This window comes from Alteribacillus sp. YIM 98480 (assembly GCF_009765375.1).
Taxonomy (GTDB): domain Bacteria; phylum Bacillota; class Bacilli; order Bacillales; family Marinococcaceae; genus Alteribacillus.
Genome location: NZ_VTOK01000004.1, coordinates 116010 through 129268 on the forward strand (window position 1 = coordinate 116010; position 13259 = coordinate 129268).

The 13259-nt window shown below is 36.8% G+C and carries 18 protein-coding genes; 15 read left to right on the forward strand and 3 right to left on the reverse strand.

What is annotated here, in order from left to right:
- Nucleotides 1–6 precede the first annotated feature (6 nt).
- Nucleotides 7–1041 carry a potassium channel family protein gene (locus tag FZF09_RS06660; protein WP_158735804.1) on the reverse strand — a complete coding sequence of 345 codons (1035 nt, stop codon included), beginning with the start codon at nucleotides 1039–1041 and terminating at the stop codon, nucleotides 7–9.
- The gene (gene speD, locus FZF09_RS06665) at nucleotides 1029–1421 is read right to left on the reverse strand and encodes an adenosylmethionine decarboxylase (protein ID WP_158735805.1); all 393 of its coding nucleotides are present in this window, start codon (nucleotides 1419–1421) and stop codon (nucleotides 1029–1031) included. Before speD ends, FZF09_RS06660 begins: the two co-directional genes overlap by 13 nt.
- Nucleotides 1422–1557: 136 nt before the next feature.
- Between speD and FZF09_RS06670 the strand changes: the two genes are divergently transcribed.
- The 12 genes from FZF09_RS06670 to FZF09_RS06720 all read left to right on the forward strand — a co-directional run bounded on the left by FZF09_RS06670 (nucleotide 1558) and on the right by FZF09_RS06720 (nucleotide 8784).
- On the forward strand, nucleotides 1558–2085 hold the full coding sequence (locus FZF09_RS06670) for a DUF4178 domain-containing protein (protein ID WP_158735806.1): 528 nt from the start codon (nucleotides 1558–1560) through the stop codon (nucleotides 2083–2085).
- A 462-nt stretch (nucleotides 2086–2547) separates the two neighbouring features.
- Complete coding sequence (locus tag FZF09_RS06675; protein ID WP_158735807.1) at nucleotides 2548–2718, forward strand: hypothetical protein; 171 nt, start codon at nucleotides 2548–2550, stop codon at nucleotides 2716–2718.
- A gap of 109 nt (nucleotides 2719–2827) precedes the next feature.
- Complete coding sequence (locus FZF09_RS06680; RefSeq protein ID WP_255450432.1) at nucleotides 2828–3031, forward strand: type II toxin-antitoxin system PemK/MazF family toxin; 204 nt, start codon at nucleotides 2828–2830, stop codon at nucleotides 3029–3031.
- Between the two features lie 164 nt (nucleotides 3032–3195).
- Complete coding sequence (locus tag FZF09_RS22995; protein WP_255450400.1) at nucleotides 3196–3327, forward strand: hypothetical protein; 132 nt, start codon at nucleotides 3196–3198, stop codon at nucleotides 3325–3327.
- A 453-nt stretch (nucleotides 3328–3780) separates the two neighbouring features.
- Nucleotides 3781–4011 carry a hypothetical protein gene (locus tag FZF09_RS06685; RefSeq protein ID WP_158735808.1) on the forward strand — a complete coding sequence of 77 codons (231 nt, stop codon included), beginning with the start codon at nucleotides 3781–3783 and terminating at the stop codon, nucleotides 4009–4011.
- Between the two features lie 194 nt (nucleotides 4012–4205).
- Nucleotides 4206–4490, forward strand: coding sequence for a nucleotidyltransferase family protein (locus FZF09_RS06690; protein ID WP_158735809.1), 285 nt, complete (start codon nucleotides 4206–4208; stop codon nucleotides 4488–4490).
- A complete protein-coding gene (locus FZF09_RS06695; protein ID WP_158735810.1) occupies nucleotides 4487–4819 on the forward strand; it encodes a HepT-like ribonuclease domain-containing protein in 333 nt (110 codons plus the stop codon). The genes FZF09_RS06690 and FZF09_RS06695 overlap by 4 nt, the downstream gene beginning before the upstream one ends.
- A gap of 283 nt (nucleotides 4820–5102) precedes the next feature.
- Complete coding sequence (locus FZF09_RS06700; protein WP_158735811.1) at nucleotides 5103–5348, forward strand: ATPase; 246 nt, start codon at nucleotides 5103–5105, stop codon at nucleotides 5346–5348.
- A 314-nt stretch (nucleotides 5349–5662) separates the two neighbouring features.
- Complete coding sequence (locus FZF09_RS06705; RefSeq protein ID WP_158735812.1) at nucleotides 5663–6481, forward strand: DUF368 domain-containing protein; 819 nt, start codon at nucleotides 5663–5665, stop codon at nucleotides 6479–6481.
- Nucleotides 6482–6830: 349 nt separating this feature from the next.
- Nucleotides 6831–7355 carry an RNA polymerase sigma factor gene (locus tag FZF09_RS06710; protein WP_233269426.1) on the forward strand — a complete coding sequence of 175 codons (525 nt, stop codon included), beginning with the start codon at nucleotides 6831–6833 and terminating at the stop codon, nucleotides 7353–7355.
- A complete protein-coding gene (locus FZF09_RS06715) occupies nucleotides 7342–8055 on the forward strand; it encodes a DUF4871 domain-containing protein (protein ID WP_158735813.1) in 714 nt (237 codons plus the stop codon). The genes FZF09_RS06710 and FZF09_RS06715 overlap by 14 nt, the downstream gene beginning before the upstream one ends.
- A 132-nt stretch (nucleotides 8056–8187) precedes the next feature.
- Complete coding sequence (locus tag FZF09_RS06720; RefSeq protein ID WP_158735814.1) at nucleotides 8188–8784, forward strand: class I SAM-dependent methyltransferase; 597 nt, start codon at nucleotides 8188–8190, stop codon at nucleotides 8782–8784.
- Between the two features lie 643 nt (nucleotides 8785–9427).
- Here FZF09_RS06720 and FZF09_RS06730 read toward each other — a convergent pair.
- Nucleotides 9428–10063, reverse strand: coding sequence for a GntR family transcriptional regulator (locus tag FZF09_RS06730; RefSeq protein WP_158735815.1), 636 nt, complete (start codon nucleotides 10061–10063; stop codon nucleotides 9428–9430).
- 327 nt (nucleotides 10064–10390) lie between these two features.
- Here FZF09_RS06730 and FZF09_RS06735 point away from each other — a divergent pair, with 327 nt between their 5' ends.
- The 3 genes from FZF09_RS06735 to FZF09_RS06745 all read left to right on the forward strand — a co-directional run bounded on the left by FZF09_RS06735 (nucleotide 10391) and on the right by FZF09_RS06745 (nucleotide 13224).
- Nucleotides 10391–11197: a sugar phosphate isomerase/epimerase family protein gene (locus FZF09_RS06735; RefSeq protein WP_158735816.1), complete on the forward strand. Its 807-nt coding sequence runs from the start codon at nucleotides 10391–10393 to the stop codon at nucleotides 11195–11197.
- Complete coding sequence (locus FZF09_RS06740; protein WP_158735817.1) at nucleotides 11194–12045, forward strand: phosphogluconate dehydrogenase C-terminal domain-containing protein; 852 nt, start codon at nucleotides 11194–11196, stop codon at nucleotides 12043–12045. The genes FZF09_RS06735 and FZF09_RS06740 overlap by 4 nt, the downstream gene beginning before the upstream one ends.
- A 159-nt stretch (nucleotides 12046–12204) precedes the next feature.
- Nucleotides 12205–13224, forward strand: coding sequence for a DctP family TRAP transporter solute-binding subunit (locus FZF09_RS06745; protein WP_158735818.1), 1020 nt, complete (start codon nucleotides 12205–12207; stop codon nucleotides 13222–13224).
- Nucleotides 13225–13259: the final 35 nt, after the last annotated feature.

The following is a 13259-nucleotide window of genomic DNA, read 5'->3' on the forward strand; positions in this document are numbered from 1 at the left end:
CCATGTCTATGACGCGTATTCTTTCATAATTTTTTCATAGGCTTCCTGATTACAGATGACAGCAAGTTTTGTATGGGCTCGAATGGGTTCATCCCAGCCCTCGGTAAGGAATGACGTTTCATCAGCAATAAGGATAGCCCCATGCTTATCCAGTTCATCACGGGCTTGTCGATATGTGCGCCACTTATCTTTTCGGGGGATTAAATGAAGATCATCGCCGTATTGTTTGCTGAGCAATTGCATGAAAAATGTACTAGATCCGTGGTATTCCGCAGATTTTGCAATCAAGTTTGATACGGATTGATATGAAGGAATACACTCGTTGATACCTGCTCGAGAAAAGAGTTCTTCGTGTTTATCTGACATAATTTCAGCAATCGTATAAATGGGTTTGCCGTGTTTTTCTCCGTATGCCTCGATCGTGGAGGCGATTAAATATGTTCGCCCGTCTGCCAAATCCAGGTCTTCGATATCCTGCGGTGCAAAGATTCCCACCGTTTTCGCTTCTAAGACGTTGGCGTTCTTTAGGGTTTGTTCATCTGTAGCACTTCCTCGAATATAATGAAAACGTTCGTGGTGGAAGGGAGATTTATCAAGGTTACGGTCAATTAAGACAACATGTGTGTTATTGTTTGTTAAGAGTTCTTCTACCGCACTTTGTGTTTTTCCGTCTGCCCAGCCGATAAAAACAGTGTGGTTTGTTTCTTTAAACAACAATCTTCCTTCCTCCTTTGCTTGCTTATAATGAAGCATAGAATCAAGAATTTTGGAAATGACAACCCCGATAATTCCAATGCCGATAGGATATACAAATAACATAGTAAACCATTGGCCGCCTGCTGAGACAGGAGAAATATCCCCGTATCCCACGGTTGTAGAAGTGGTCATCACCCACCACAATGCACTCATGAGGTCGAACGTTTCAGGCTCGATCCATTGAATGCCTATAACGGACATAGCCATAAAAAGTATCGTGAATATAAAAAGTGACCAGTTCCCGATATTAATTGCTTTTTCATAAATTACCCTTAATATGTACATTCTGACACTCCCTGTGCTTCCTCGATCCTGCCACTTCCGCGCTTCAGTAATTTTCTATGAACCGTGGATGGAGACAGACAGCGAACCATATAACTGATAGAGGCATCGGAATTAACGGAGGACCCGCACGTATAGCAGTCAATCCCGCAAAATCCCTTTTCCGGATAAGTGTGGATGCTCATATGGGATTCAGACAGCATAGCTAAAACCGTAACACCTTGAGGGTCAAAGCGGTGTGACTGCAGAGAAAGAATGGTTGCCCCTGCCGCAGATACGGCTTCTTTCAAGTAAGTTGTTAACGCTTGCTCATCATCAAGAAGAGAGAACGAACATCCCCATAAATCTGCTATATCGTGTTTCCCTACGGTTGTATATTCCATATGCTTTCCCTCCGTATACGGTTTTACCGAAATTAAACCTGCTGTTTATTTTACCATTATGCCGTTTTGTTATCTATGAAATGAATCTAAAAGAAAGAATATGCTATACTAACAGGAATATAAAGGAGGCTGGAACATGGGCGTTTTTACAAGAATTAAAGAAATGTTTCGAGCAAGAAACGTGGATAAAGAAAAGGGAACAGTGTCGCGGACGATACAGACGTTAGCTCTGCAAGATATTGTTACATATGACCTTGAAGATTATATCGTTATTGGAAAGATAGTGTATGAGGACGGCGGCTGGGAATGGACGGTCTATCATCTAGAAGGAGAAAACAATAAACGCTGGCTTTCGCTAGAAGAGGATGATGAATGGATTATCGGAATCTATGATAAAAGCAGGACACCGGTGGAGGAACCCGGAAACCGCGTTATTACTTATGAGGGCACGGATTATCAGGTGAAAGAAAGCGGCACGGCAACCATTAAAGAAGCAGTAGGAAGTGTCGGAGCATCCGTAGGCCAGACTGTGCAATACTGGGATTTGGCCGACACGGACGCCCAGGAAAAATTACTATCCATTGAGAGGTGGGGCAGCAGTCTCGAAGCAAGCACCGGTTACGAAATTAGTGAAAAAGAAATTTCCATTATAGCAGGGACATAAAAAACAAAAACATGGATGACTTAGAATGGTGTTATTAAAATACGTAGAGCTTTTTCTTTTTGTATCTTTATTCCGTAAGGAGTTTCAAAAGTGCCAGTAATTCTAACAAGTTTTTTTTCAGCTATAATAATTTTCATTACTGTTTTTTCTATGATTAAGGCATTAAGTATAGCTTACAGAAGAAAAGAAATTTCGATTTTAAAATATAGAATTTTAGCAGTTTTTATAAATACTGATTCCTAAAAGGAGCTACTCATACAACTCCTTTTATTACGTTAAAAGGCGCAATAGCTGAACAGAGATGTTGCTTCTTCAACTATTGGGAGGGCTGTTGGAGCAAGGAACAGAAGCTTTTAATATGATTGTCATCTGTTTTTGTATCGATTTAGTAGAAGAAGAACTTTTTATGTTTTTGCGAATATGAGTTATAATGAGGGTATGTTGTTATTGGAGGTGGATATCATGTCCATATCAGATGAAATCATTAAGGAACTTGATAGGTTAGACGAAAAAGAAAGACAAGAAGTGCTCGAAAAAATTAAAGATAAATATATGTCCAAGGACGTTGTTTTATTAAGTAAAAACTATTCCTGGTGGAATAACGAAGAGGATGACATATATAATGAACGGTAAAATGCAACAGGGCGGTGTTTGGCTGGCTGATGTCATGTTTAAAGGGACTCGAGAAGCCAAGCGACGTCCCGTATACCCTCGGAAATGAATTAGCATTGGACATGTAATTATAGCCCCTGTAACCAGCCAGCAGCCAAGAAATGAATTTGATGTGGTTATAGAATATTGGAAAGAAGCAGGGCTGTTAAAGCCGTCTGTAGCACGAACGTCAAAAATTATTTCTATTCATGGTTCTGAACTGAATCGTAAATTAGGGACATTACATGAACATGACCTTGAAAGGGTATTACATATGTGTAGAAATTTATTTTAATTTTTTGAACTCATCTCATATTTATCTATATTACATTTGGGCGTTTTTCAAGGAGAAAAGCGTCTTTTTCGTTTATTAATTAACGTACACGCCTGGAATTGGGTGGGATGATATTAAGTAAACAGGCAGTTTACTTCAACAAATGTATACAAGGTGGTATATCTATGTTTATATTTGCAATCATTGCTTTTGCATTACTAATGTCTACGTTGTTTGCAATAGAGCGTAAGTTAAGTAAAGCAAACGAACAAAATAAAGAGATAATAGAACTGCTGAAAAAACAGAATGATAACTAAATTTTGCTTGGCGTTTATTCAAGTAATGGGCGCTTTTCTTTAATAAGGAAGAGCGTCTGTTACATGTCTCCCAGCGGTCTTGAACTTTTTTATACTGCTATTTCATTAGTATTGTTGAATAACTCAGTATATTTTGAACATACTTAGCTCATCCTAGTAGAAAAGACTAATAGGTTCGTAATTTAGGAGGAGACAGGGAATGTTGTTATCAGAGGCTTGGGAAAGCTATCAGCGTGATAAAAAGATTGAGGGCTATTCAGAATTGACACTGAAAACCTATCGTTTTCAGTACCATCTGCTTTTACGATACTTCGGAGATACCGTATGAATAAAATAACTACAAATCAATTAAAAGAAACTAGTTTAGGACATCGCAATCGTTGTATCCGTTCCATTTTCAAATGGACATATGATGAGGGTTTTATTAATAAAATATAAGTGTGAGGGATGTAGATGAAAGTATCATTGTCTATCTTATTTAGTTGTTTTGTCGTTTTGGTTGGCTGCAATTCAGAACAAGAGAACCAAAAAGTCTGGGTAGAGCCTTCCACAAGCAGTCAAGCAACGATAAACTCAGCAATTGAAAGGCTTTCAGAGGCTGAAGTCGATTTCAAGATTGATGATAATGGTAGAGTCATGGTAAGTGAAAAAGATATGGAAAAAGCAGTAATATGTTGTTCATGAGGAGAAGGATTACGGAATTTATAAAATGTTTATTGGAAAAGAATATAGTCCCGCTAAACAGTAATAAATGTTCCATGGACTGCTTCTCCCCATTCTTATTAAATCTAGGTAGAGACCAGAAAATAAATATTCAGACAAATTTTAGAACATGATATAATGAACTCAAGAAGACATGAAGATTGCGAGGGATATGTATGTTAGACGATCTTCAAGAAAAACGCGACTTGATTTTGAAAATAGCAAGGGAGCATGGCATTAAAAACGTAAGAGTGTTTGGTTCGGTGGCAAGATCTGAAGACGGATCTGCGAGTGACCTTGATCTGCTAGTGGATTTCGAAGAAGGAAGAAGTTTGTTTGATTTGATACGTTTTAAACAAGATATGGAAGACTTACTTAAAATAAAGGTTGATGTCGTTACAGAAAATTCGATTCACTGGCGTATTAAAGAAGACGTGTTAAATGGAGCCATACAACTATGAAAGATGACAAGCTCTATTTGACTCATATTTTAGAGTGTATAACAAATATTGAAACGTACCTTCCAAATGGAGAGGAAGACTTTTTTCGTTCAAAATTAATACAAGATGCGGTGATTCGCAATTTAGAAATTATTGGAGAAGCTACAAAACGTGTATCAAAAGACTTTCGAGAGCAACATTCACACGTGCCGTGGCGCGAGATGGCAGGACTAAGAGACGTGTTAATTCATGACTATTTTGGAGTGGATAACGGCATCGTCTGGAATGTGGTTGAAAAAGAGATTCCACCATTAAAAGACAAAATCACTGACTTACTAAATCAATTATAGGAAATCACAACGTTTGGCTTTGTCTAAGTCAAGCGTTTTGTTTAAGAAGTTGAGTGTTAATAAAAGGTATATTCCAGAATCGGGTGCAATTCTGTAGTAAAGGATTGTGCTCTTTCTATATCTAAAGGGCCAGATGCTGGAGTCGATTTCAAGATTGATGATAACGGTAAAGTCTTTATAAGTGAAAAGGATATGGAAAAGGCAATAATTTGTTGTTCATAAGGAGAAGGATTAGGTGAACGGGCAGGCTTGTTCAATAACAAGTATTATATGGAGGTCTTTTGTGAGGATTGTATGGTTTCCGTTATTATCATCAGTCGGGACAATGGCTCTATTATATTGGATTGGAAATATATTTAACTTGTCTCTTCTTAGGTTTTCATTTGTTCTTAATGAACCGTTAGAAAATGGGTTGATTTTTGATGCAAATATTGCAATACTTCCTTTTGCTATCGGCTTAATAGTTGGATTTATTGTGGAACGCATAGTTAAAGTCAGAAGCAAAAGATTTACTAACGAGGTTCAATGAAAAGAAAGAGATAAAATGAAGAAAAAATGGGGATAAATAAGTTCAAATTTTGCTGAAGGTGTTATTCCACTAACGGACGCGATTGTTAAAAAATGTTGGCTTAGCGTGTAAAGATTCCAATTCACCTATATGTGTTACTGAAACTGTATATGATTCGGCGGAAACATTTATAGCAAATTCAGAAACCAACAATACATATCAAGCATTTTTGTATGAGAATACCCACTTAACACGTGGAAGGGTTTATCAACCGAGTCTTCATATATTTGGAGCGACACAATTGAGTATTAAAAAGATAAAAAGGAGTAAAGCTAATGCACATATTTTTGAGAGGTATGGCTGTGGGGGTTACAGAGTCTGTTCCTGGTGTTAGCGGGAGTACAGTTGCCATTATCTTAGGCATATACAATCAATTGTTGTACTCCTTAAGTCTATTGACAACACCACGCAGAAAAGAAGCTCTTCCTTTCTTGTTTGTTTTTGGGATAGGAATGGTTTGTGGCTTTGGTATGTCTATTTATATTGTTGATTACTTTCTCCATAATTTCCAGGCACCAACCTTAATGTTTTTTGCGGGAGTTGTTCTTGGGTTTCTGCCTGATCTATGGAAAGAGACGATCTCCCACACAGCTTTTAAGATAAAATGGAAATACTGGGGTATTTTAGTTTTTTCCTGTTTATTGGTGGTATTCAGTCAATTTCTTGTTGACGTGAAAGTATTAGACGTGGAGCAGTTGTCAATAGTTACTTGTATCTTTTTAATAGCGGCTGGTTTTTTAGCGAGTTCGGCTCTTGTTTTACCTGGTATGAGCGGAGCTCTCATTTTAACCATACTGGGTACATATGAAGTGGCTGTTCAATCATTGAAAAGCATGAACCTTCCCGTAGTTCTGGCGGTTGGTTCTGGTGTTATATTGGGTGTCCTTGTGATGAGCAGGTTTATACAATTTCTGTTGAAGCGCTATCCTCTTGGGACTTATTTAGCGATAATTGGATTGTTGAGTGGTTCAGTGTTTGCGATTATTTACAGTATAGAGGATCAGGTGGGTATTGCTTCCTTGGGGTTTATTATCATAGGGATTATTGTTGTTACGACGTTAACTAAAACAAAAATAAAGGTGTCTGAACTTTAAGGTGACGGCTTTCCACACGGAATCATGAAATAGCAATTAATCAATCTAGGTAATTTCCATGAAAAACTTCCATTAAAGGGCGCATTCCTGTAATAAGGACTGCGTTCTTTTTTGAATTTGGGCCATATTTGAGAAGATGAAAAGCTAAATATACAGTTGAAAACGCTCGAATTAACTTAGCCGAGCATTTTATTTTATGGTAAAGTCATTGTTTATTTTATTGTCACTATTAGAATTCGAGATGAATACATTTTAATTTTACATAATCAAAAACAAAAAAGTGTGTAACTTTAAGATCTTTCATCCGTTGTTAAGGTGTAAAAGAAATATATATAGAGGAGATGGGATATTGGATCAAGACATTATCAAGCAAAGAGTGAATGATTGGTATCACACTTACAGCAATGATATATATAAATATGTCTTTTTTATGATTGGTGAACATGACCAGGCAAAGGATATATTACAAGATACATTTCTGCGTGCATACCACAATTTTGAATCTTTTCAAGGAGAAAAGGTAAAGAACTGGCTATTTCGAATAGCACGAAACCTAACCATTGATTATATTAGAAAGAAAAAAACTATTGCGTGTTTAATCGATTCCATTTCATCTTCAAAAGTAACCAATAAAACTCCTGAACAAACGATTGTATTAAATGAAACAGAGCGAGAATTATATGATGCATTACGTAAGATTAAACGTTCTTATCGTGAGGTCATTGTATTAAGGAAAATTAAAGAATTCTCTGTAAGTGAGTCCTGTCATATTCTTGGATGGAACGAGAATAAAGTCAAGGTTAATTTACACAGAGGGATGAAAGCTTTGAGAAAACAGTTGGTAAAGGAGGGATATCGTCATGAAACAATTTGAGGAGATGAATGAATATGATAGAGAATTTAAATCTATGAATAATAAGATTAACCTTGCTCAAAAGGAACAAGAAGACATTCTGTATCAAATTAATAATAAAATAGGTAGAAAATCACCAACTAGGAGACAAGTATCTCCAATATGGAAATACTATCTTACGTTGACAGTTACCTCCTTAATAATAATCATTTTATCGCTGCCTCTATTAACTAATATTATTCAAGATAGAACAGGGAATTTAAATAATGAGAGCATTCATCAACAAAACTGGGAAGTTAGCCCAACTTTTAAATTACCTGTTACATTCGGTGATGGTACAAAAGGTGAATATGTTTTAGTTGGCAAAGAAGAAAAATTAGGGTTTTTAGTTGGTTCGGGAAAAGAAGGAGAAGCTGCAGTACAACCAATTGTTAAAGGCAAAGCTAATAAGTATATGTGGCATTTTTGGGGAAGTGAGGAAGAATTAAACGGTGATTTTAAAGTTGTCGGCATAAATGAAACGGGAGAAAGAGAAAAAGTGTTACTTGGAAATAATGAAGAAACAGTATGGAATTATGGTGAACTTGGTGGTTCAAATAACGGTGCTGATAAACATATCCCATCTAGTATGGTGTTCCCAACATCAGGATTATGGAAACTAGAAGTATATATTGGTGATAAAATGTTTGATGAAGTTATTGTTCATGTGCAAGAAAATTAAGGCAGGTTCTTCAAGAAATGGGCCCTTTCCTGTAACAAGGAGAAGCGCTTATTTTTTGGGCCATATTGGGGAACAAATCAGATAAGATAGGACATTTTGTAAAGAAATGTACTTTAGCTAAAGGAGCATAATATGGAAAATAATGTTTTTGAACAGATGGCAAACAAATATGATACAGAAGAACGAATTGAGTTAGCCAAAGTTATAGTTAAAGAAGTAAGACCAGAATTACGAAATAGTAAATCAAAATCTTTAATAGACTATGGGAGTGGTACTGGTCTAATTGGTTTAGACTTATCGGACTTGGTGGATTCTGTTTTGTTGGTGGATTCATCAAAACAAATGTTGGAAGTTGCAAAAGAAAAAATTTCTCGCAAAGGAATTATAAACTCCAAGGTGACTTATGCAGATTTTACCGAAGAAACACCTAAACTTAAGGCAGACATAGTTTTAATGTCATTAGTTCTTCTTCATATTCCGGATACTAAAAAAATTCTACGAGAATTATATAATGTTTTAAATAATGGTGGCACATTAATCATTATTGATTTTGACAAAAACGATAAAGTAAATCATCCAAAGGTTCATAATGGTTTTTCGCATGAAAGCCTTAAGAAAATATTATCCGACGTTGGATTCAAGTCCATCAAAATTAAGACATTCTATCACGGAAATCGTATTTTTATGAACCAAGATGCCTCAATGTTTGTTACCAGCAGTATAAAGTGATTTCTTAAACAATTGGGCGCTAATCCCTAACAAGGATAGTGCCTTTTCTATTGGAAATAAGCATTGTAAGCCGCATTTTCTTTTGAAATAATTGGTGTTAAGCAATCGAGGCAGATTGTTGAACAAGAAGTGTGAAAATAGGGAATGGTGTTTATTATATTATCTTGGAGCGGAGGTAAGTTCTGTGGAGGATATATTAAAACAAATTCTAAGTGAGCTGAAAGACATAAAGACAGACATTGGTGAACTAAAAACGGGACAAGCAAGTTTAGTAGTCGGGCAACAAAAATTATAGCAAAACTTGATTGAAAGTTTAGGGACTTATACAGAGAAAATCACTAAACATGTTGATGACAAAACTGAAATACTGAATAAAAGAGTTTACAAAGGTGAATCTGAAATAGAAAGATTAAGCAGACAGTAGAGAAGCTAAACTTCAACGCTGTCTTTTTCTTTTGTATTTAGTCATTTTGTGACTGTTATCGCTTAAAGGAAAGGGTAGCGTTTGTTGAAGAATAAAAAAGAGCTTGAGAACTTTCTTTTCCAAGCTCTTTTTCGTGAATCCTGGTTGCACCTTGGTTGCACCTAACAAGTGAACCATTAGTAGAAATCCTGCTCGTTTTGGTTTGGGATATTCCTGCCATTAAGGCATAAGTATGCGTCTTCCATACTCTAAATGTTCGGTCATTTTCGCAGCAGCTTTTTCGCCTTGTCCCTTGAGAATGTGCTCAAAAATTTCTTTGTGGTCGTCATAAGATACAATGATTCGTTGATCATCTAACTTAAAGACCTTTACCGCTATTAAATTTAATCGATCTTGTATTTGTTCATTGATATCAATTATTTCTTCATTATCAGCAAATGTAATTAACTGGTGGTGAAATTCAGCATCTTTTAAGGTGAATTGCGGGATGTCATTTTCTTCCACATAACGTTTTTGCAAGGATAAATTTTCTTCAATAATGCTGCGTTGTTGTTTAGTCAGTTCCATATTTGACAGTTTATTTACCACGAAAGACTCCAGTGCTTTTCGCAGTTCATAAATCTCAGCAGCTTTATTAATGGATAATTCTTGTACGACAATTCCTTGCTGGGGGGACTGCTTAATAAAACCATCTAATTCTAAACGATCTAAAGCAGAACGAATGGGAGTACGACTCATATCAAGACGTTCTACTAATGTTCTTTCCGATAAAAAATCTCCTGGTTTTATTTCTCCCGTCAATAATAATTTTTTCATTTCTTGGTACGCTTTTTCCTTTAAAGTTGGTGCCGGCATTTGTAACACTCCTATCATTTTTCATTGCATTGTATTCATAACACTCAAGCTGTCCCTGCTTGGAACGAAGAGGGATGACTGTTTAAATTTCTCATTTTCCATTCATTCTCTTCCACATGATTCACTTTCCATTATATATAAACAGATTTTAAGATTTTTGCAAACAAAAGGTAATTATTACTTGACGAGAGTGGCATACCAGTTGTATATTAATAGACAACTTCAAACATAACCAATTGTTTTCTGTAATCTTATTATACCTCACTGGTATGCCAGTTGTATATATTTTGGTATGTTAATAATTTTCACTTGGAAGGGGGAGGGAAAATGAAAATTGGCATTAGTACTTACGCTCTCTTATGGGAATTCACATCCCCTGATCAGGAGCCGTTAAACGAACCTTTGAGTTTAAAAGAAATGTTAGGGAAGGCGAAAGAATTGGGTGGTGAAGTATTTCAAATTTGTGATTACGAACCACTTGAATCTATGAGCGAAAATGAAATCGCTTTAATAGCGAGGCTAGCAAAAGAGTTGGATATGGAAATTGAATTAGGAACCCGCGGCGTGGAACCCGATCATTTATTGAAATATTTAAAATTAGCTCAATCTTTTGATACCACCGTAGTAAGAACAATGATCAACAGCAAACGATCAAAGCCGAGTATTAATCAGGCCATAGAGTGGATTCAAAACGTGCTTCCAGATTACAAGGAAGCAAACGTCAGCCTGTCACTCGAAAACTACGAACAAGTAAAAGTAAAAGATTTAGTTTATGTCGTCAAACAAATAAATGATCGTAACGTTGGCATATGTCTAGATCCTCCCAACACGATTATGGAAGGACAAAAAGAAGTCATTCAAGAGCTGGCTCCATACGTTAACAATTTACACGTCAAAGATTTTACAATGTCTCGTAGGAATCAATGGGTCGGCTTTTCTGTTGTTGGCTGCCCGCTTGGTGAAGGGTATTTAGAGCTGGATTATATGCTCAATCATTTAAAAAATGAAAATAAAACTCCAAACGCCATTATCGAGCTATGGCTGCCATTCCAGGATACGCTAGAAAACACTCGAAAAATGGAAGATGAATGGATTAAGAAAAGTATAGACCACTTAAGGAGGAAAATTTCATGATCGTAAAAAATGAAAAATTAACTATTGCTGTTGTAGGCGCAGGCGGAAAAATGGGAACGCGGATTACAAATAATCTCGTTAAAGAAAATGTATTAGTGAAATTTTGCGAAAAGTCAAAACCAGGTATTCAAAGCATAAATGAGCGTGGATATGAGGTGAGCGATACTGAAAATGCAGTAAAGGAAAGTGACGTCGTTGTTCTTGCTGTTCCAGATACTTTAATCGGAACAATCTCTGAAGAAATCGTTCCTAACATGAAAAGCGGCGCAATGTTAATTACACTAGATCCTGCTGCTGCTTACGCTGACCAAATTAAACTTAGAGACGATGTGAATTTTGTTGTAACCCACCCTTGTCACCCATCGGTGTTTGCTGAACATACAACCCCTGAAGAACATGCCGATGTATTCGGAGGTGTAGCCTCTACACAGGACATTGTTATTGCCTTGCATAAAGGTGAGGAGAGCTGCATGAAAGACGCAGAGGACATTTGCATTAGCATGTTTGAGCCCGTGAAGAAGTGTCATCGAATTACGGTGGAGCACATGGCTATTTTAGAACCAACCGCAGCAGAGGTTGTCACGGGAACGATGGCTGTCGTTATTAAAGAAGCTCTCGAAGAAGTTGTGAAAAAAGGCGTGCCGCGTGAAGCAGCTGAAAGTTTTATTCTTGGCCATATACAAATCTGTTTGGCAGTGGCTTTAAAAGGTACGAATCCTTTCTCGGATGCTTGTGAAGTTGCCATTGATTATGGTAAAGAAAAAATTCTAGCTTCAGACTGGAAAGATGTATTCACACAAGAATCTCTTAATGAAGTGCTGCAAGAAATGCTGGAGATAAAGAAGTAATCGTTTCAAATGTAAAAGATACGAACTCAAAAACAGTTAGAGGGCATTTTAATAAGGGGGGTGACATTGCACCTCTAATCTGTGCAAGTTTGAAAGCGCATTCTTTGATGAATGGACGTATGAAAAAGCTATTTTTTTAGAAAATGAAGGAGGCAAAAAATGAAAAAATTAACATTTTTCTTATCATTGGTGGTTACTGCATCCTTAATTGGTTGTTCTAACGGCCAAGAAACGAGTGGTTCAGAGGCTAATGGTGAAACAGGAGACAGTGAAGCAGCTCATAGTTTGAATTTCGGGACTACCCAAACGGAAGATTCTCAATTTTCAGCTGCATTGGAAGCTTTAAAAGAGGAAGTAGAAGAAAAATCGGACGGAGAGATTTCAGTTAATTTGCATTATAACAGTTCACTAGGTGATGAAAGAGAAATGGTCGAGGCTGTCAATATGGGTAATCTTGAAGGTGTTATGACATCTACTGGAGTACTTTCCAATTTTGTTCCTGAAACGAGTGTACTAGATTTGCCTTTTATTTTTAGAGATAAAGAGCACGCAAGAACAGTTATGGATGGAGAAGTTGCTGATACATTAGCAGGATCTTTAGAAGATAGCAATTTTAAAGTATTAGCATGGGCAGAAAATGGGTTCCGGCATGTAACGAACAGCCAGCATCCAATTGAAAATCCAGAAGATTTAGATGGAATTAAACTACGCACAATGGAAGTAAGTTCTCACCAAAAAGCATTCCAAGAAATGGGGGCTGACCCGACTCCTATGGGCTGGGGTGAAGTGTTTACATCCTTACAGCAAGAAGTGATTGATGGGCAGGAAAACCCGCTTACGATTATTTATCAATCAAAGCTATTTGAGGTCCAAGACTATTTATCATTAACAGGCCATGTGTATTCCCCAACGGCCATTATGGTAGGAAACGATATTTTTGAAGGGATGTCCGAAGAAAACCAGCAAATCTTGTTGGACGCAGCCCAAACAGCTAAAACAGCAAACTATGAATTTATTGATGAAGTAGAAACAGAAAACATTGAACGTTTAGAGGATGAAGGAATGGAGATTATCGAGGATGTTGATAAGGAACCATTCATGGAAGCAGTACAGCCGGTGATTGATGAATACAAATCGGAATTTCCTGAGCTGTATGAACAAATTATAAACACAAACTAAATAGCGGAGAAGGGCGAAAAAAACTACTTTCGCCC